General features: G+C 73.7%; 16 protein-coding genes. 7 read left to right on the plus strand and 9 right to left on the minus strand.

Annotation, left to right across the window (positions count from 1 at the left end; translation table 11 throughout):
• Positions 1-172: 172 nt before the first annotated feature.
• The 5 genes from ACZ6BB_RS25930 to ACZ6BB_RS25950 form a co-directional block, all read right to left on the minus strand.
• Positions 173-1,084 carry a hypothetical protein gene (locus ACZ6BB_RS25930; RefSeq protein WP_471617555.1) on the minus strand — a complete coding sequence of 304 codons (912 nt, stop codon included), beginning with the start codon at positions 1,082-1,084 and terminating at the stop codon, positions 173-175.
• Positions 1,085-1,245: 161 nt separating this feature from the next.
• Positions 1,246-2,034, minus strand: coding sequence for a calcium-binding protein (locus ACZ6BB_RS25935; RefSeq protein ID WP_471617556.1), 789 nt, complete (start codon positions 2,032-2,034; stop codon positions 1,246-1,248).
• 242 nt (positions 2,035-2,276) lie between these two features.
• Entirely contained in the window at positions 2,277-2,822 is a 546-nt protein-coding gene (locus ACZ6BB_RS25940) for an MOSC domain-containing protein (RefSeq protein ID WP_471617557.1), read from the minus strand.
• Between the two features lie 14 nt (positions 2,823-2,836).
• On the minus strand, positions 2,837-5,980 hold the full coding sequence (locus ACZ6BB_RS25945) for a sacsin N-terminal ATP-binding-like domain-containing protein (protein WP_471617558.1): 3,144 nt from the start codon (positions 5,978-5,980) through the stop codon (positions 2,837-2,839).
• 248 nt (positions 5,981-6,228) lie between these two features.
• A complete protein-coding gene (locus tag ACZ6BB_RS25950) occupies positions 6,229-7,161 on the minus strand; it encodes a DUF3027 domain-containing protein (RefSeq protein ID WP_471617559.1) in 933 nt (310 codons plus the stop codon).
• 793 nt (positions 7,162-7,954) lie between these two features.
• Here ACZ6BB_RS25950 and ACZ6BB_RS25955 point away from each other — a divergent pair.
• The 4 genes from ACZ6BB_RS25955 (at position 7,955) to ACZ6BB_RS25970 (ending at position 11,486) form a co-directional block, all read left to right on the plus strand.
• Positions 7,955-9,301, plus strand: coding sequence for an MFS transporter (locus tag ACZ6BB_RS25955; RefSeq protein WP_471617638.1), 1,347 nt, complete (start codon positions 7,955-7,957; stop codon positions 9,299-9,301).
• Between the two features lie 74 nt (positions 9,302-9,375).
• A complete protein-coding gene (locus ACZ6BB_RS25960) occupies positions 9,376-9,846 on the plus strand; it encodes a hypothetical protein (protein ID WP_471617560.1) in 471 nt (156 codons plus the stop codon).
• 16 nt (positions 9,847-9,862) lie between these two features.
• Complete coding sequence (locus ACZ6BB_RS25965) at positions 9,863-10,606, plus strand: futalosine hydrolase (RefSeq protein ID WP_471617561.1); 744 nt, start codon at positions 9,863-9,865, stop codon at positions 10,604-10,606.
• Between the two features lie 52 nt (positions 10,607-10,658).
• Positions 10,659-11,486 (plus strand): 1,4-dihydroxy-6-naphthoate synthase, encoded by an 828-nt coding sequence (locus tag ACZ6BB_RS25970; RefSeq protein WP_471617639.1) that lies wholly within the window; start codon positions 10,659-10,661, stop codon positions 11,484-11,486.
• A 22-nt stretch (positions 11,487-11,508) separates the two neighbouring features.
• Here the strand turns inward: ACZ6BB_RS25970 and ACZ6BB_RS25975 are convergent, their stop codons facing one another.
• Complete coding sequence (locus ACZ6BB_RS25975; protein WP_005486266.1) at positions 11,509-11,892, minus strand: cold-shock protein; 384 nt, start codon at positions 11,890-11,892, stop codon at positions 11,509-11,511.
• Between the two features lie 193 nt (positions 11,893-12,085).
• Here ACZ6BB_RS25975 and ACZ6BB_RS25980 point away from each other — a divergent pair, with 193 nt between their 5' ends.
• Positions 12,086-12,337: a membrane protein gene (locus tag ACZ6BB_RS25980; RefSeq protein WP_013002706.1), complete on the plus strand. Its 252-nt coding sequence runs from the start codon at positions 12,086-12,088 to the stop codon at positions 12,335-12,337.
• 4 nt (positions 12,338-12,341) lie between these two features.
• Here the strand turns inward: ACZ6BB_RS25980 and ACZ6BB_RS25985 are convergent, their stop codons facing one another.
• Positions 12,342-12,959, minus strand: a complete 618-nt coding sequence (locus ACZ6BB_RS25985) for an HAD family hydrolase (RefSeq protein ID WP_409091059.1) — start codon at positions 12,957-12,959, stop codon at positions 12,342-12,344.
• A 49-nt stretch (positions 12,960-13,008) separates the two neighbouring features.
• Entirely contained in the window at positions 13,009-14,073 is a 1,065-nt protein-coding gene (locus ACZ6BB_RS25990) for a hypothetical protein (protein WP_471617562.1), read from the minus strand.
• Between the two features lie 324 nt (positions 14,074-14,397).
• Here ACZ6BB_RS25990 and ACZ6BB_RS25995 point away from each other — a divergent pair, with 324 nt between their 5' ends.
• Together ACZ6BB_RS25995 and ACZ6BB_RS26000 are read left to right on the plus strand one after the other, a co-directional pair.
• Positions 14,398-17,010 (plus strand): helicase-associated domain-containing protein, encoded by a 2,613-nt coding sequence (locus ACZ6BB_RS25995; RefSeq protein ID WP_471617563.1) that lies wholly within the window; start codon positions 14,398-14,400, stop codon positions 17,008-17,010.
• A gap of 215 nt (positions 17,011-17,225) precedes the next feature.
• The gene (locus ACZ6BB_RS26000) at positions 17,226-17,399 is read left to right on the plus strand and encodes a hypothetical protein (RefSeq protein WP_318813771.1); all 174 of its coding nucleotides are present in this window, start codon (positions 17,226-17,228) and stop codon (positions 17,397-17,399) included.
• Here ACZ6BB_RS26000 and istB read toward each other — a convergent pair.
• Complete coding sequence (istB, locus tag ACZ6BB_RS26005) at positions 17,383-18,822, minus strand: IS21-like element helper ATPase IstB (RefSeq protein WP_471617564.1); 1,440 nt, start codon at positions 18,820-18,822, stop codon at positions 17,383-17,385. The two genes, ACZ6BB_RS26000 and istB, sit on opposite strands and share 17 nt — an antisense overlap.
• Positions 18,823-18,951: the final 129 nt, after the last annotated feature.

Below are 18,951 nucleotides of genomic sequence, written 5' to 3' on the forward strand. Positions count from 1 at the left end.
GGCTCGCATGTGGCCCGGCCATACGCACACTTGAAAGGCGTATACGCATTGCTCGGTGGGTCTCTTACGGACTTCCGCGGACTCGTACGGGAGTCGGAGTCGCTCCTTACGGAAAAGGGCGCCGGCCCGGGAGATCCCGGAGCCGACGCACCCACTTACTCCTGCGTCACGCCTACTTCACGTCGACGGCGTCGGCCGCCGAGGTCACGGCCGCCGTGGTCGAGGTGCCCGCGAAGACATAGCGGTACGTGCCGTCGACGGTCGCCTTGACCGTGGTCTTCAGGGCGCCCTTGGAGGATGACTTGACGGTCTTGACGTCCTTGTAGACGGACGTGCCCTTCTTCTTGAACTGCAGCTTCACGGACTGCCCGGTGTACGCCGGGTACTTGTTGGTGTCCCAGTTGGCGCGGGTCAGCTTGCTCGTGACCGTGATGGTCCTGCCCTTCCGGACGGGCTCGGGAGAGGCGTTGGCTCCCGTGAGCTTCGACAGGCGCTGGATCTTGGCCGTGCCCAGCTTGCCCTGCCAGGTCTCCTTCAGGTCTCCGCCGAGCGGGTCGCCCTGGAACGCGAGGCCGCCGACCTTCCAGGTGGTGGCCTGCGAGTTGACGAGAGACGCGCCCGGGTACAGCTCGATGGACGCCTTGCAGTGGGCGGTGGTCGACGAGGTGACCGTGCAGGTCGCCTCCTTCTCACCGAACTGCACCGGCTCGTCGAACTCGTCGAGCACCGAGCTGGGCATCGACTTGAGGTACAGGAACGGCCCGTTGGCGAAGTCCGCGTCGGTGATGTCGAGGTCCGCGGCGTGCGTGAGCGTGTAGGTGACCGGCACCGAGCGGTCCTTGGACGCGCCGACGACGATCGGCTTGCCGCCGTTCACCTTCATGCCGGAGAAGGAGACGTCGAGGTCCCCGTCGGCGGCGGTGGCCGCGCCGAACGCCGACGGCCCGCCGCCGGCGGTGACGGACGCCCACTGCGGAGAGGTGGCGATGCCGTTCGCCTCGTCCGCCGCGTACACGGCGGGCACGGCGAGGGCGGAGAGAGCGAGGGCGCCGGAGACGGCGATCGCGGTGGTGCGGATACGCATGTGTTCCCCCGGTGGAGAGTGGAGAGGCAGGGCCCGACGGTCGATCGTCACCCGGGGCCCCGATGACCGCGGGCCCGTCGACCCGCGTGTGCTACGCGCCGGGGGCGCCCCGGCGGAACCGGCGCGCCCCCTTGATGTCGCTGCTTGCTCGACGCCGCCGCTTACTTGACGTCGATGGCGTCGGCCGCCGAGGTCACGGCCGCCGTGCCCGAGCTGCCCGCGAAGACGAAGCGGTACGAACCGTCGGCGGACGCCTTGACGGTGGTCTTCAGGGCGCCCGTGGAGGACGACTTGACCGTCTTGACGTCCGTGTAGGTGGACGTGCCGCTCTTCTTGAACTGCAGCTTCACGGACTGGCCGCCGTACGCCGGGAACTTCTCGGTGTCCCAGTTGGCGCGGGTCAGCTTGCTGGTGACCGTGATGGTCTTGCCCTTCTTGACCGGCTCCGGAGAGGCGTTCGCGCCGGTGAGCTTCGTCTGGCGCTGGATCTTGAAGGTCTTGGCCGGGTCCTTCTTGGCGTTGTCGTCGTCGTTGGCCCAGGCGAAGATCCAGGCCTTCCAGGTGCCGGCGACGGAGTTGATCAGGTTCTTCTGCGTCTCGACGGTGAAGCTCGCCTTGCAGGACGCCGTCGTCGCGCTCACCTCGGTGCAGGTGGCGCGGCTGTCGGAGTTGCCGTTGGCCACGGCACCGCTGTCGGAGGTGTCCAGGGTCGCGCCGTGGTACAGGACCACGGTGACGTCGTCGAGGTCGATGCCCGCGTTGTCCGAGGCCTTGAAGGTGACCGTGACGGTCTTCTTGCCGGTGCCGACGACGACCGGCTTGCCGCCGTTGACCACGACGTTGGAGATCGTCGTGTCGCCGGCGGTCGGAGCGGCCTGCGCGGCCGGAGCGACGAAGGCGGTCAGGGCCAGGGCGCCGGTGACGGCACCCACGATCGCACGCTTGTGCAAAGTATTCCCCACGTGGAAGGGGGCTCACGGACGGTTCCGTCGCGCGAGCCCCGGTTCATCTCTGTCGAGCCGGTCGGGTTCCGGGAGTCGTGTGACTCCCGGGACTCCTGAGAAAGCCGTCGGCTCGGGTGATCAGATCCACGAGGCAGGGGAATGGTTGTACGAGTTCCGCGAATCCGGTGAAGATGTTGCCCAGATCACAGCGAGGCTCACGCCAACCCCGGCGCAAACGGGCGAAACCGCTAGACGCGCTCCATCGGGCGGTGCGGCCCGGCGGGAAGCTCCACGGCGATCCCGTCGCCGGGGCGGACGACCCCGCCCTGCCGGACGACCCCCATGATCCCGGACTTGAAGGTGAACTCCCCGGTCGCGGCGTCGAGTGCGAAGACCTCCTTCAGCAGCCCCTTGCGGAACGTGTTGATCTGGTCGCACGGATTGCGCAGCCCCGTGACCTCGACGACCGCCTCGTCGCCGAGGCGCAGCAGCGCGCCCGTGGGCAGCCCCAGCAGGTCGACCCCACGGGTGGAGACGTTCTCACCGAGCTGACCGGCCGCGACCGTGAAGCCCTTCGCGGCCAGCTCGTCGAACAGCTCCTCGTGGATGAGGTGCACCTGACGCAGATTGGGCGCGTCCGGCTCGTACGTCATACGGAACCGGTGCTTCACGGTCTTCCCCGCGTGGACGTCGCCCTCGACGCCGAGCCCGGTGAGCAGCGTGATGCTCGTCCGGTTCGGCTTGCTGAAGGAGTATGTCCCGTTCGCGCTCACTGCCGTGACCCGCGCCGTCATCGTGTGTCTGCCTCTCAGTCGAACCAGCGGTCCCGTGCCAGCTCCGCCGTCCTGGACGGGTCTTCGAGCAGGGCGGCCACCTCGAAGCGACGCGGCCACTGGCTCGCCGCCCAGGCGAGCCCGGCGGCGACGCCTTCCAGGGTGGCGGCGTGCAGGACGCCGTCACGGGTGCGGCGCCAGTCCAGCTCCACGCCGTCGACGACCAGTTCCTCGTGCTCCATGTACGAGGAGGGGGTCGCCGGGCCGAGCAGGACCCGTACCGCCTCCGGAACGTCGTGTTCCGTGCCCTCGGAGTCCACCTCGCCCGTCACCGACTCGCTGAGCCGCCGCACCTGGAACAGCTCGGCCAACTCCGCGGCCCGCGAAGGGCGTACGGGGAGCAGGGGCGTCCCGGCGGTGAAGGGCAGCAGGTCGGGGGAGTCGACGACGACGGCGTCGGCCGCGTCCACCACGGTCACCTCACCGTCCACCACCGCGCGCAGCTCGTCCGGCAGGGTCACCTGGTCGGGGTCGAGGTCCGCCAGCGCGCCGTACAGACCGTGGAGTTGGCCGGCCGACACCGGAAGGTCCGGGTCGGCCAGCCGGTCCAGCAGCTCGGCGGCGCCGCCCGGCTCGTCCAGCAGCGCGGCCACCGAGGTGCGCACGCCGAGCGCCCGCAGGACCTGCTCGTCGTCGAAGCCGGTGGCGTCGGCCTCGTCGTACAGGCCGCGCAGCAGCGGGTCGCCGCCGGCCGCGAGGAGGCCGGCGGGGCGGCGGCCGTCGAGGACCGGGTGCCCGCGCAGCCACCAGGCGGTGTAGGGGCGTACGACCTCGTGGGTGCCGTCCGGGAGCAGGACGCGGACCGGCTGGACGAGGGCGTCGCGCAGCGGCGGCTTCGCGAGCAGCGCGAGCGCCTCCGGCCAGCGGTCCTCGTCGACGAGGTCCAGGTCGCGCACGGCCACGATCTCCGTCGCGACCGGCGGCACGGGGCTGTCCGGGAAGCGGTCGAGGATGTCCTCGGACCACACGTCCACCGCGTCGAGCAGTCCGGCGTCGTCGGGTTCGGCGAAGTCCCCGTCGCGCGGCTCCAGTTCGTCCGGGTCGAGGACGACGTCGGTGGCGCGCACGAGGGCGAAGGTGGCGAGGACTCCGCAGGCCGCCAGGGGCTGTTCGCCCCAGCGGTCGGCCAGTTCGGCGTCCACGAGGGCGAGTTCGTCCTCGCGCATGACCCCGGCGAAGGGGCTGCCGGGGAGGACGAGTTCGCCGGCAGGGGCCAGTTCGCCGTCCTCGTCGGGCAGGGCGAGGGCGCCGAGCCAGGGTTCGTCGCCGGGTTCGAGCGCGGCGTCGCGGACCAGGGCGAGGACGAGGTCGGCGAGTTCGTCGGCGTCCGGCCGCCCGTCCTCCTCGTCCCAGACCCCGCCGTCGTCGTCCAGGGACGCGGCGACGGCGGCCCTCACCTGCGGGGTGGTGAGCACGGCGCGCGGGGTCGCGGGCAGGGCGCCCAGCTTCTCCAGCAGCGGATGCGCGGCGTCCGGGTGGGCGACCTTCAGCCCGAGACGGGCCAGGGTCTCGGGGCGGGCCGCCTGCGGGCCGTCGGGGGCCGGGAGGAGGATCTGCCGCGGCCCGATGGTGGTCCGCCCGTCCGCGAGCGGCACGGGAAGGCCGGACAGCCGGTCCGGGTCCACGCCCGCGAGGCTGTCGTAGAGCCGACGCCACCAGTCGGGCGCCTTCTCCAGGCCCGCGAGCCGGTCGATCACGTCCCCCAGCGGCAGGCGCGCGACACCCAGCGTACGCAGCTCCGCGCGCCGTTCGAGCCCGGCGGGCAGCAGGCTGGGCAGGACGTCGGCGAGCACCCGCACGGTCTCGGCACCGGCGCCCTCGACGACCTCGGCGTCCCGGGGGCGCAGGGCGGCGGGCAGGCTCTCCAGTTCGTCGTCGGGCTCGGGCGTCACGGCACGCGGCAGGAACGCGGTGCGCGGGAGCCGCTCCAGGATGGCCCGGCGCAGCGCGCCGTCCAGCTCGCCCTTGCCCAGCGGGCCGGGCACCAGGTCGATGATCCCCTCGGCCACCGGCTCCCAGGCTGCCAGCAGCCCGGCGTACGCGTCCGCCGCGCGCTCCACGAGGAAGTCGGTGAGCGGTCCGGGCGCCGCGTGCCGCCGGGTCGTGTCCAGGGGGAAGGAGGCGATGAGCAGGGCGGGGACACCGAGGGCCTCGTCGCTGGGGGTGGGCGCGTGCACGACGGCGGTGGTGCGCGGGCGTACCGGCGCGCCGTCGGGCCCGGTCGGCACGGCCCAGGTGACGGACCAGTGCGGCCGCAGCCGCTCCTCGACGGGCCGGTCGGCGAGCAGCGCGGCGTCGAGCGCCCCGTGCTCGGCGACGGTGCGCCAGCGCGTGACCCCGTCCCGCGAGTCCTCGACGACGACGTGCGCCCCCTCCACGCTCCGCCGCACCGTCCGCACCTCGTCGGCGCCGATCTCGATGACGACCTCGTCGAGGCCGGGCAGGGCGAGGAGCAGCGCGTCGTCGACCGCGTGCAGCAGCCGCTCGGCGAGGTCGGCGGCGGCGGTGTCGCGCAGCGGCAGGATGACGACGGTGTCGTACGACTCCGGGGCCGTGCCCTCGGCCGCGAACGGCAGCCGCAGCAGCGGCACATGGCCGTCCCGGCGACGGATCTCGTCCCCGAGGCCGGGGCTGTGCCGGGCGGTCTCGGCGGCGAGCAGCCGCGCCTCGGCGAGCGACCAGCGGATGCCGCCGTGCCGTCCGATGACGGCGGGCTCGTCGGTGACGGCGAGCACGGCGGCGAAACCGACACCGAAACGGCCCACCGCGCCGTCGTGGCCCTGCGCGTCCCGCTTCGCGGACGCGCGGAGCGTGGACAGCGACTCGACGCCGCCCGCGTCGAGAGGGGCGCCGGTGTTGGCGGCGACGAGGACGCCGTCGCGGAGGGTCAGCCGCAGCCGGCCGGGCACCTTGGCCCGCGCGGCGGCGTCGGCGGCGTTCTGGGCCAACTCCACGACGAGGCGGTCGCGGTAGCCGCCGAGGACGAGGTCCTCCTCGGCGTTGGCGTCCTCACGGAACCGGGCCGGACTGGTGGCCCAGGCGTCGAGCACGCCCCGGCGCAGCCGAGCCGTCCCGAACGGGTCCGCACCCTCGGCCGCCGGCTGCACGAACTTGCTCACGGTTCACTTCTCCCTGTCGCCTGGTGGACACGAAGGTACCGGGTCGCTGCGCTGCTTTGGCCTGGCGCCCAGGGGGTGGGGGGTAGCTGGTACGTGGGCGGGTGCGGGTGCGTGGGGCTTCTCGCGCAGTTCCCCGCACCCCTGAGCAGCAGGGGCCGCGTCCGCTGCTGCTCAGCCCCCTACGCCGGCCGTCCTGCAGGGCCACAGGGGGCCTGTCCCTTCCAGGTGGCCGCGAGCTGTGCGGCGCCCTAGGAATGCCCCAGATCCGCCTCGGACTCGGCCTCCTCCGAACCCACCGGCACCGACCCGGAGTCCGGCGACGGCCGCAGCGGGAAGGGGTCCACCCGGGTCTCGTCCAGCCGCGGCGGAGCCGGGCGCGGCGGGGCGGGCATGACCGCCGCCTCCGAGTGCCCCCCGCAGCCGTACGTCAGGGACACCATGCGTCCGTCCGCCGGAGCGAACTCGTTCGCGCACACCCCGAAGGCCTGCCCCAGCGAGCCGCCGATCGGGACGAGGAACCCGCAGCTGACGCACGCCGCCGGCGCGGCCTGCGCCATCGCTGTCTTCGCCCCGAACCCTTCCTCCCAGCGGTCCGCGGCCGTGTGCAGCCCGTACCGGGACAGCACCCGGGCGCGCCGCATGCCCAGTTCCTCGGCGACGGCGGCGATCGATCCGCGGGTCGGCGCGAGCGGCAGGTTCGCCGGGACCCTGGCGGTGACCTCGGCGTCCTCCGCCTCCACCAGCTCGGCCATGTCGTGCGAGACGGGGGAGTTCGGCAGGGGCTCGTCCTCGCCGGAGTACCCGGGCTCCAGGCGCAGGTCCTCGGCGTCCGTGGGCAGCAGGTCGCCGGGGCCCATGTCGCCCGGCCGGAGCCGCTCGCTCCACGGCACCCACTCCGGCGCGAGCAGCGCGTCGGGGCCCGGGAGCAGGACGACCTCGTCCAGCGTCACGAACTTCGCGCGTGAGGCGCGGGCGACGGTGACGGCCCAGCGCCAGCCGCGGTAGCCCATCTCCTTGCACTCGAAGAAGTGCGTCACGACCCGGTCGCCCTCGGACACGAGCCCCGCGTGCTCGCCGACCACGCCTGGTGCGGCGGCCTCCTCGGCGGCGGAGCGGGCGAGGTCGACGGCCTCGGCACACAGACGGTCGGGGGTGCGGCTTCGCGTTGTCGCTGCGCTCACAGGTATCGCTTCTCTCCTACGCCGTCTCACGAGTGCGCCTCCCTCGGCGGGGGGTGCGGACGGAGCGGACCAGGGGGCCGCGTCGACGTCCGCGCCCGATCGCACTCGGGCGCACCTATGTCATCCATTCTGCGGGATGAACGAGAGGCGCGCGGCCGAGAACAACCGCCGCAGGCGCGCTATGCACGCTACCTTCTCCGAGGCTCTGCGCCCACACCGACGTAGCGGTTCCGCGATTCCGCTGCGCTCGGCCGGGGTGGGGAGGGGGTGCGCGGGGGCTCACCGGGCACCCTCGGCAGTTGGCAGAAAACCACCGGGGCTGCCGCCCCGGACCCCGCCCCGGATTCGGATACGCAGAGGTCGCAGGCCGTCCACAGGGTCATCGTGGCTGATCGCGCGGTTCCCCGCGCCCCTGGCGGCCCGGGCCCCCGCCCCTCCTCGACCACAGACCGAGAAGCCCGGGCGCAGCCCGGCTTTTCAGGGGCCCGGGGAACCGCGCGACAAGTCCAGCACCACCCCCGGCACACAAAAAGCGCCCGGCCCGCATTCCAGGGGCGCGGGGAACCGCGCGACCACCCCCCACCGGCCCGCGGACACACGCCCCACCACCGGACCCCACCACACCGGGCGTCGGCCGTCGGGCGCTGGGCGTCGGACCTCGGGCGTCGGCCGTCGGGCGCGGGCGCCGGCCGTCGGGGCCATCCGAGCGGTAGGCGCACTACGGTCCCCCTTCTCGGGGCACTATGACGAGGTGACCGGCGCCGAGCGGAGCGGAGCGCGCGGATCGGGCCGGGTGAGCGGCGCCGTCCGCTCGGTCGGCCGCGCCCTGCACCTGCCGTTCACCGGCCCCGCCCGCGGCATCCGCAAGGCCACCCACGCCCACGGCGCCGGCGAATCCGGCCTCGGCAAACTCATCGAACTGCACGGGGTGAACGGCGCGGGCGACGTGATGATCACCGTCTCCCTCGCCTCCACCGTGTTCTTCTCCGTCCCCACCGACGAGGCCCGCGGCCGGGTCGCCCTCTACCTCGCCATCACCCTCGCCCCCTTCGCCCTCCTCGCCCCCGTCGTCGGCCCCCTGCTGGACCGCCTCCCGCACGGCCGCCGCGCCGCGATGGCCGGCGCCATGCTGACCCGCGCCCTCCTCGCCCTCCTCCTCGTCGGTGCCGTCGAGACCGGCAGCCTCCAGCTCTACCCCGCCGCCCTGGGCGTCCTGGTCGCGTCGAAGGCGTACGGAGTGGTGCGCAGCGCGGTCGTACCCCGCCTCCTCCCGCCCCGGTTCTCCCTGGTGAAGGCCAACTCCCGGGTCACCCTCTGCGGTCTGCTGGCCACCGGCGTCGCCGCGCCCATCGGCGCCGGACTGCAGATGCTCGGCCCGCGCTGGCCGCTCTACGGCGCCTTCGTGATCTTCGTCGCGGGCACCTTCCTCTCCTTCACACTCCCCGCGAAGGTCGACTCGGCGAAGGGTGAGGACCGGGCCCTGCTCGCGGCGGACCCCGAGCACCTGCACGGCCCGCACCGCAGCGGGACGCTGAAACGGCCGGGCCTGCGGACGGTCGGCCCGGCGGTCACCCACGCCCTGGCCGCCAACGCCGCGCTGCGCGGCCTCTCCGGGTTCCTGATCTTCTTCCTGGCGTTCCTGCTGCGCATCCACCCCCTGCACGGACAGAGCGCCGCCGTCTCCCTCGGCATGGTGGCCGTGGCGGCCGGCACCGGAAACGCCCTGGGCACCGCCGTGGGGGCCTGGGCGAAGCAGCGGTCGCCGGAGCTGATCATCGTGACGGTCGTCGCCGTCGAACTCGGTGTGGCGATCACGGCGGCCCTGTTCTTCAGCGCGTTCTTCATCGCCTGCCTCGCCGCGGTCGCCGGTTTCTCGCAGGCCCTGTCGAAGCTGTGCCTGGACGCCCTGATCCAGCGCGACGTCCCCGAACTCGTCCGCACCTCCGCCTTCGCCCGTTCCGAGACCCTGCTGCAGATGGCCTGGGTGGTCGGCGGCGCCATCGGCATCGCCCTCCCCCTCAACGGCACCCTCGGCATGGTCATGGCCGCCGCGATCGTCGCCGCGGGCTGGCTCACCACGGTGCGCGGGCTGCTCTCGTCCGCCCGTCACGGCGGCGCCCCCCGCGCCCGCGTGGCCTGACCGATTCCCCCACCGACCCGGCACGCCGTACCCCACGTAGGGGCACCCCCGGACGGGCCAGATAGCCTTCGCCCATGACCTTCCCGCGTTCCCGTCGCGCCGCAGCCACTCTCGGCGCTGTTTCCGCCGGACTTCTCGTCCTGTCGGCCTGCGATGAGCCGACGCCGATGGCCACCGTCACGATCGGCACCGACTCGATCAGCGCCGAGGCCGAGTGCTACCGGACCCTCGACGCCGCTCAGGCCAAGGAGTGCGCGAAGGAGAAGCCCTCCAAGTCGATCGAGCTGCCGGAGGGCAAGGCCCTGCGCATCGGCGTCGACCCGGAGGTGGCGAAGACGGGCTGGGCCCTGTGGATCAACGGGGAGCAGGCCACCAGCGACACGTTCGACAAGACGTACTGGTCCTTCGAGAACCCGGGCCTCTTCGCCACCCAGCCAGGTCAGCCCGCCCAGAAGTCGCTGACGATCAGCATCGTCGAGCAGAACGCCTCGGGCTCGGCGATCAAGGGCGTGTGGAACTTCAAGCTGAAGAACCCGGACGCCTGATCCCCTGCCGCCGCCGATGCGCATCCTCGTAGCCACCGCCGTCCCCGCCGAACGGGACGCGGTGGCACGAGCGCTCCCGGGCCCCGCCACCGAGGTACGACTTCCGGCGGGGACCCTCCACCGCTTCCGTGGCACCCCGCACGAGCACGACCTCCTCGCCGCCGGTGTGGGCCCCGCCCTCGCCGCCGCCTCCACCTCCGCCGCGCTGACCGCGGCGGCCCTGGCGGGCAGGCCGTACGGGCTGGTCGTGTCCGCCGGTATCGCGGGCGGCTTCCCGCCGGAGGCGCCGCTCGGCTCACTGGTCCTCGCCGACGAGATCACCGCGGCAGACCTGGGCGCCGAGACCCCGGACGGCTTCGTCCCGGTCACCGACCTCGGCTTCGGCGCCGTCACCCACCACCCGCCACGCGGCCTCGTCCGCGCCGCCGCGACCGCCACCGGCGCCCGCACCGGCACCGTGCTCACCGTCTCCACGGTCACCGGCAGCGCCGAGCGCGCGGCCGCCCTGCGGGCCCGGCACCCGCGCGCGCTGGCCGAGGCGATGGAGGGCTTCGGGGTCGCCGAGGCCGCCGCCGCGCACACCACGCCCGTCCTCGAACTGCGCGCCGTCTCCAATCCCGTGGGCCCGCGCGACCGCGCCGCCTGGCGCATCGGCGACGCGCTGACCGCACTCACCGAGGCCTACGGGAAGCTCACGCCCGTACTGGAGAGTTGGGACCCCCATGAGCCCTACGCGTCACATGAGCCCCACGAACACTGAGGCGGCACCCGTGAACCCCGCCACCACCCCCGCTGGGACCCCCGCGCTGCGGATGGCGTACTCGCCCTGCCCCAACGACACCTTCGTCTTCGACGCCTGGGCGCACGGCCGGATCCCCGGCGCGCCCGCGCTCGACGTGACGTTCGCGGACATCGACATCACCAACGGCATGGCCGAGCGCGGTGAACTCGACGTACTGAAGGTGTCCTACGCCGTACTGCCGTACGTCCTCGACACCTACGCGCTGCTGCCCTGCGGCGGGGCGCTCGGGCGGGGCTGCGGTCCGCTGGTGCTGACGCGGGAGCCGGGCACGGACCTCACCGGCCGTACGGTGGCCGTGCCGAGCGAGCGGTCGACCGCGTACCTCCTCTTCCGCCTCTGGGCGGCGGACACCCTGCCCGGCGGGGTCGGCGAGATCGTCGTACTGCCGTTCCACGAGATCATGCCCGCCGTGCGGGACGGCAGGGTCGACGCCGGACTCGTCATCCACGAGGCCCGCTTCACCTACCAGAACTACGGCCTCCACAAGCTGGCCGACATGGGCGAGCACTGGGAGGGGACGACGGGGCTGCCGATCCCGCTGGGCGCGATCATCGCGAAGCGCTCACTGGGCGCCGAGGCCCTGACCGGGCTCGCCGAGACGATCCGCGCCTCCGTCCGGGCGGCCTGGGACGACCCCGCGGTCTCCCGCCCGTACGTCCTCGAACACGCCCAGGAGATGGACCCGGCCGTCGCCGACCAGCACATCGGCCTGTACGTCAACGAGTTCACGGCCGGCCTCGGCGAGGACGGCTACGCGGCCGTCAGAGGTCTGCTCACACGTGCGGCGGCCGAGGGACTGGTACCGCCCCTCGGCCCGGACGCGCTCGAATTCCCTTAGGTCACCTGCAAAGTTGCCTGCGCTACACGTCCAACTGGTCGGCCACGGCGCGGAGAAGACCCGCGATCTTCCCGCCCGCGGCCCGGTCGGGGTAGCGGCCCCGCTCCAGCATGGGCGTGATGTTCTCCAGCAGTGTGGTCAGGTCCTGCACGATCGAGGCCAGTTCGTCGGGCTTCTTGCGCTGGGCGGCGGCGACCGAGGGGGCCGGCTCCAGGATCGTCACGGAGAGCGCCTGGTCACCGCGCTGACCGGCGACGACCCCGAACTCGACCTTCTGGCCGGGCTTCAGGGTGTCGACACCGGCGGGCAGTACGGAGGAGTGGACGAAGACGTCACCGCCGTCGTCGCGGGAGAGAAAGCCGAAGCCCTTCTCACTGTTGAACCATTTGACCTTGCCGGTAGGCACGTCTGTCCTCGTCCTCGTACTCGTCGGAAACTGCGTCTGAAAAGTGTTCTGAAGGTGTTCTCGGTGTGCGCAAACTGCTCTGGACAGCACTGCAGCGGGTCGCCGGACCCGCCGGTCCCCAGCCTATTGGTCCGGGGGCGGGTGACAAGACGTCGGCCGACTCTTCCCTCGCGCTGGGAACTACCCTGGTCGGGTGCGTGACAAAACCCAACCGAATTCCGCCGAACCCGGTGACCGGCTGATCCGTGCCGGGGCCATCGTGTTCTTCGTCGGCGCCGTGGCCACACTCGTCACCGTGGCCCCGCTCTTCCTCGGGACGGAGCCGTTCCCGACCTACATGTTCGTCCTGAGCATGCTCATGGGCGTCGGATTCCTCATCGCCGGCGCGGGAGTCCTGCAGTCCGTCGCGGCGGGGCGCAGAAGGGCGCGCGAGGCACGTCCCTGATGCCCTAGGGACGGTGGTGGCTCGTGAGCCACGCGGGGAACGCGGTCAGGTCCGCCAGGACGACGTCGGCGCCGGCCTCGCGCAGCTCCCGCTCGTCGCAGGGCCCGGTGGCGACGGCGACCGCGTACGCCTGCGCCGTGCGGGCGCCGCGTACGTCGCCGGTGTGGTCGCCGACGTAGACGCTCGCGGCGTGCTCGCGCAGCGCCGCCGCCTTGGCCTCGGCCCACAGGTCGCCCACCACCACGTCGGGCTCGATGCCGAGGTGCTCCAGGTGGAGCTTGGCGTTGGGCTCGTACTTGGCGGTGACCACGATCGCCCGCCCGCCGGCCGCCCGGACCGCCGCGATGGCCTCCGGCGCGCCCGGCATCGCGGGGGTCGCGGCGATCGCGATCGCCGGGTACATCGCGCGGTAGAGCTCCGCCATCGCCGGGATGTCCGCCGCCGGGAACCAGCACGCCAGTTCGTCCGCGAGCGGGGGGCCGAGCCGGGTGATCGCCAGGTCGGCGTCTATGTACGTTCCCGTCCGCGCCGCCAGCGCCTCGTAGCAGGCGTGGATCCCCGGCCGCGAGTCGATCAACGTCATGTCGAGATCGAACCCGACGGTGAGTGCGCGAGAAGTCATACCGCCCATTGTGGGGCGAGGGGGCGCGCAGTTCCCCGCGCCCCCGAACTCACCGGGGCCGTTGCGACCGCCAGAGCAGATACAGCGCCGAGGACACCGCCGCGACCCGAAGCATCCAGGGCCACGCCTCCGCCAGCGCCGCGTCCATGTGGCCCTCGGCGATCGGCTCGCCCCAGCGCCCGTCCGTGCGCCCCCACAGCCACACGACCCCGCCCGCGGCCACCGCCCCGGGAATCCCCATGACCGCCCACTTCGACTCGGCGGGCGTCAGCCTCCGTGACAGATAGGCGATCAACCATCCGAGCCCCAGCGGCACCAGGCTCCCCATGACCGCCCCCGCGACCAGCAACACGGCGGCCAGCAGCAGCAGCGGATTGCTCCACCCCGTGCCCGAGGCCCGCAGCCGAGGAAGCCGCAGCCGTCGCCGTCGCCCGCCGCTCTCCTCCGTGACGACCGCCGCGGCCGGCGCGGCCGCCCCTTCCTTCTCCTTCTCGACGGCCCCGCGAACCGCCTCCCCCTCGTCCCGCACCGGCGGCGGCTTCAGCAGTTCGGGGATCTCCACACCGCCGACGAACCCGGGCACGGAGTCCCCCAGCCCGAACCCGATGTCCGCGCCCCCGGGTCCCCCACCACCGCCGACCCGCCACCAGTCGGGCTGCGCGTCGCCGTCGCCCAGCTCGTGCAGCGGGGCGAGATGCGGCGGGGCGGCACCACCCGCCGGGGGCGGCGCGGTGCCGGCGTCGGCGGGGCGGGGGCGCGGAACGACCCTGCGCAGCCCCCGGGACAGCCCCTTGGCCGGTTCCCCGGCGTCGTCCGTGTCGTCCCCGTCCGCACCGGTCACCCGCTGCACCGGCACCGCGGCGGCCCGGGGCTCCGGTACGTCGCCGGGCCCCCCGGCCGCCTCGACGACCTCGCCGGGCGTACCCAGGCGGGCGATGATGCGCCGCACGGCGGCCGGGCTGTCGACGGGCGCCTTCGCCCGCCGCCGGTCGATCTCGTCCCGCAGCCCCGCCACCAGACGCATCCGCGTCGCCGAAGGCAGCTGCCGCTGCTGAGCCAGATCACCGACCCGGCTCAGATACTCGTAGACGACCTGGTCGCTCTCAATCCCCACGAAGCCCCTCCGGGGTTGGCGCGCGTGCTTCCCCCCGACGGTATCGCTTCCGGCTGAGCCGGGACCGCGCCCGAAAAGCCGAGGGCGCGGCCCTCGCTTTCCAGGGACTCGGGGAACTGCGTGACCGGCCCCCACCGGCCCCGCACCCACCGACGCCCCCACCGACACACCCGAGCCGAAAGGCCCGGGGCGCAACCCCTGCCTTTCAGGGGCGCGGGGAACTGTGCGAGAAGTCCCACCGGACCCGCACCCGCCGGCGAACCCGCACCCCCGACCCCCTGAGGCGCCCCGGCCCGGCGGAGCCCAGGCGCTAACGTTGGCCGGATGAGCACCCAGGAGCACACCCCCACGGAGGCGGCGCCTGCCGGTGGGGCCCCCCGTTCGCTGGCGGAGGCGCTGCGCGGGCGGGACGACCGTTCGCTCGCCGTGCTGCTCCGGGCGCGGCCGGACCTCATCACCCCCGTGCCGACCGACCTGACCCAGCTGGCGACCCGGGCGGGGACCCGCGCCTCGGTGGTGCGGGCCCTGGAGCGTCTGGACCGGTTCGCCCTGCAGACCGCGCAGGCCCTGGCCGTGGCGTCCGACCCGGCGTCGTACGGCGAACTCGCGGGACTGCTGGCCGGTGACGAGGCCGACCCCGCCGTCGGCGCCGCGCTGCCCCACGCGCTCGGCACCCTGCGCGACCAGGCTCTCGTGTGGGGCCCCGAGGACCGGCTGCGCCTTGTGCGCACGGCCCGGGAGCTGCTCGCTCCGTCCCCTCAGCACCCCTCCCCCACCGGTCTCGGCCCGACCGTCGCGGAGGCCACGGCGGGCATGTCCCCGGGGCGGGTGCAGGAGATCGTCGCGGAGGCGGGGCTGGCCAGCACCCACGACTCGGTGTCGGCCGTCACCGCCCTCAGCGGGCTGTTCCGCGACCGTCGCCGCATGGCCGCGCTCCTCGCCGCCGCGCCCCCGGAGTCGCTCGACGTCCTGACCCGGCTGGTGTGGGGGCCGCCGTACGGGCAGGTCACGGCCAGCCCGGCGGCCCATCTGCGCTGGCTGCTGGACCGGGGTCTGCTCCTGCCCACCGCCCCCGGCACGGTCGTCCTGCCGCGCGAGGTGGCCCTGCATCTGCGGGCGGGCCGGGCGCACCGGGAGGTGCGGCCGCTGCCGCCGCCCGTGGAGGCGTCGGGCGCGCACCGTCCACAGGTGGTGGACGCGACGGCGGCCGGTCAGGCGTACACCGCGCTGGCGACCGTGGAGGAGCTGCTGAAGGAGTGGGACGAGGGCGGACCGGGCGTCCTGCGCGCGGGCGGGCTCAGCGTGCGGGACCTGAAGCGCACCGCCGCGGCCCTGGACCTGCCGGAGCAGACCACGGCGTTCTGGGTCGAACTCGCCTATGCCGCCGGGCTGCTGGCGTCGGACGGCGAGGCCGACGAACGGTACGCCGCGACCCCCGCGTACGACGAGTGGCTGGAGCTTCCCGCCGCCGAGCGCTGGGCGCGGCTCGCCACGGCGTGGCTGTCGGCGACCCGTACGGCCGGGGTGATCGGCGAGCGGGACGCCAAGGACCGTACGTTGTCGACGCTGGGCCCGGGGCTGGACCGTTCGGCCGCGCCCGAGGTGCGCCACCGGGTCCTCGCGCTGCTGGCCGGGCTGCCCGAGGGCACGTCGGCCACGCCCGACTCCGTACTGGCCCGGCTGCACTGGGAACGCCCGACCCGTGGCGGCCAGCAGCCCCCGTCGGCGCTGCCCCAGTCGCCGGCGTCGCAGGCCCGTCAGGGGGAGGATCTGCGGGCCCGGATCGCCCGGTGGACCCTCTCGGAGGCCGAGTCGCTCGGGGTCACCGGGCGTGGCGCGCTGTCCTCGCACGGCCGCGCGCTCCTCGGCCTCCCCCATGAGGCCGCGGCCCCCGCCGGCCTGCCGGAGACCCCCGGCGACAGGCTCCCCGCCCACCACGTCTCCCTGCCGCATCCTCCGGCGCCCTCCCCCGACCCGGTCGCCGAGCGGGCCGCGGCCGCCTCCCGGGCCGCGCGGCTGCTCGCGCCGCTGCTGCCCGAGCCGCTGGACCACGTGCTGCTGCAGGCGGACCTGACGGCGGTGGCTCCCGGGCCGCTGAAGCGGCCGCTGGCCGACGCGCTGGGTGTCCTGGCGGACGTGGAGTCGAAGGGTGGCGCGACGGTGTACCGGTTCACGCCGGGGTCGGTGCGCCGGGCGCTGGACGCGGGCCGGAGCGCCTCCGACCTGCACGACTTCCTGACCGCGCACTCCCGTACGCCGGTCCCGCAGCCGCTCGCGTATCTCATCGACGACGTGGCCCGGCGCCACGGGCAGCTGCGGATCGGCGCGGCGTCGGCGTACGTGCGCTGCGACGACGACGCGATGCTCAGCGAGATCCTCGCCGACAAGCGCTCGCAGGGGCTCGGGCTGCGGCGGCTGGCGCCTACCGTGCTCGCCGCCCAGGCGGACCCGGCGACGCTGCTCGACGGGCTGCGGGCGATGGGCTACGCGCCGGCCGCCGAGTCGGCGGAGGGGGATGTCCTGATCACCCGGGCCCATGCCCGTCGCACTCCGCCCCGCACGGCCCCGGAGCCGGTCCCGGACGGGCCCCCGGCCCCGGACGACACGCTGCTGGGCGCCGCGATCCGTGCCATTCGCGCCGGTGACCTCGCCTCCACCGCGCCCCGCCGGACGACGGGGGAGCCGGCCCCGTCCGGCGCTCTGCCCCGCACGAGTTCCGCCGAGACCCTCGCGACGATGCAGGCGGCCGTCCTCACCGGCGAGGCGCTGTGGATCGGCTACGTCAACGCCGAGGGCTCCGCCAGTCAGCGCGTGATCGCCCCGGTCCGTGTGGAGGGCGGCTTCGTGACGGCGTACGACCACACGGCGGACGAGGTACGGACGTTCCCGCTGCACCGGATCACGGGCGTCGCGGAGCTGGCGGACGACGTGACCTGAGGGGGCCGCGCGGCCGCTCCGGTCCGCCTGTGTCGATCAAGTCGCTTCCGGCGCCTCACCCGTACGGGCGTACGCCGGAGTTCATGCAGACCATCGGGGGGTTTCCCCCTGACGGGCGGTCGGGCGGCGGTGTGCGCATCGGGGGATGGGCGGCGGGGCAGCCACCCTGGGTCCGATCGAGATCGACTCCCTGCGCTCGAAAGGCCCCCGTACGCATGCGCCCCCTCGTCACGCTCGTCTCCGCCCTGGCCGCCGTCGCCCTGGTGGGTGTGCTCGCCTCCCCGGCCGCGGCCAACCCGCCCCTTCCCCTCCCCGAACTCGGCACCCTGGTGGGTGAGGGCATCGGCGTGGAGGGGCCTCTGATCCAGAACGTCAGCCTCCTGAAGTAGCGCGGCCGGCCCGGTAGCTGTCCCCTTCGAGGTGGACGATCTCGGCGTGGTGCGCGAGGCGGTCGACCATCGCGGGGGCGGCCCCGCCGAGGATCTCCTCCCAGCGGCCGAGCGGCCGGTCGCTGGTCACGATGAGCGAGGCGCGCTCGTAGCGGTGCGCGATCAGTTGGAAGACCAGCCGGGCGGTGTCCGTGTCGAAGGGGAGGTAGCCGACCTCGTCGACGATCAGCAGGGGGCAGGCGTCGAGCGCGGACAGTTCCTCCGCGAGCCTGCCCTCGGCCCGCGCCCCGGCCAGCCGCGCGGCCCACTCGGTGGCGGTCGCGAACAGCACCCGGTGCCCGGCCTGGCAGGCCCGTACGCCGAGCCCGATCGCCAGGTGCGTCTTGCCGGTGCCGGGGGCGCCGACGAACACCACGTTCCGTCCGGCGGCCAGGAAGTCCAGCGTCCCGAGCCGGGTCAGCACCCGCCGGTCGAAGGAGGACGGGTGGCCCGTGTCGAAGTCCTCCAGCAGCTTCCGCGCCGGGAAGCCGGCCGCCCGCACCCGCCCCTCGACCCCGCTCTCGGCCAGGGGCGGCGTGGGCCGGGCCTCGTACGGCACGATGCGGGCGCCGCCCCGGGTGAACCGGGTCCCGTGCTCGCGGGACGAGCCCCGGCCGTCGTGGGTCAGGTGGTTCTCGTACGAGGTGGCCTGGGCCGGGATCGGCAGTGTCGCCCGCCGGGGGGCGGAGACGGCTGGGCCCTTCGGCAGGTCCGGTCCCGCCGATCCCGTGGGCTCCCTCGTCTCCCGGGACTCCGTGGGCTCCGCCGGCACCCGCGGGCCCGGCAGGAACGGCTTCGGGGTGTCGGACGGGCGGGGGTGGGAGCAGCCGTGGCCCTTGTCCTCGCGCAGCATCGGCCCCGACATGTACGCCAGGAGCACCGCGGAGGCGATGAAGGCCATGTGGATCACCGTGCCCCACAGCAGGGCGTGGTGCGAGGTGTGGTGGACGTCCACGAACATCTGGAGCAGATGGACGGAGGAGATGCCCACGATGGCGGTGGCGAGCTTGACCTTCAGCACGTTGGAGTTGACGTGCGAGAGCCATTCCGGCTGGTCGCGGTGGCCCTGGAGGCCGATGCGGGAGACGAAGGTCTCGTAGCCGCCGACGATGGTCATGATCAGCAGGTTGGCGATCATGACGACGTCGACCAGCTTGAGGACCGCGAGCATCACATACGTCTCGGTGGCGCTGCCGCCCACGCACCGGACGATTAACGTCCACAGCTCGTTGAAGAACTTGTAGACGTACACCCCCTGCGCCGCGACGAGGCCGAAGTACAGGGGTGCCTGGAGCCAGCGGGTGGCGAACAGGGCGTAGCCGAGCGTGGTGCCCTGCGGAGAGACGGACGGGGTGACCGGGTCTGCCGGGGTGGTTGGCTGCACGATGCGCATTCTTCGGAATCAATGCCGCAAATCTGAATTCCTGCCACTCATCGGAATGAATAGACATGTAATAAGACCGGTGCCCGGAGGATCGGGCGCGACGGAAATCCTTGTTGATCAGGCACACTG

The organism is Streptomyces sp. NPDC041108, assembly GCF_055592645.1.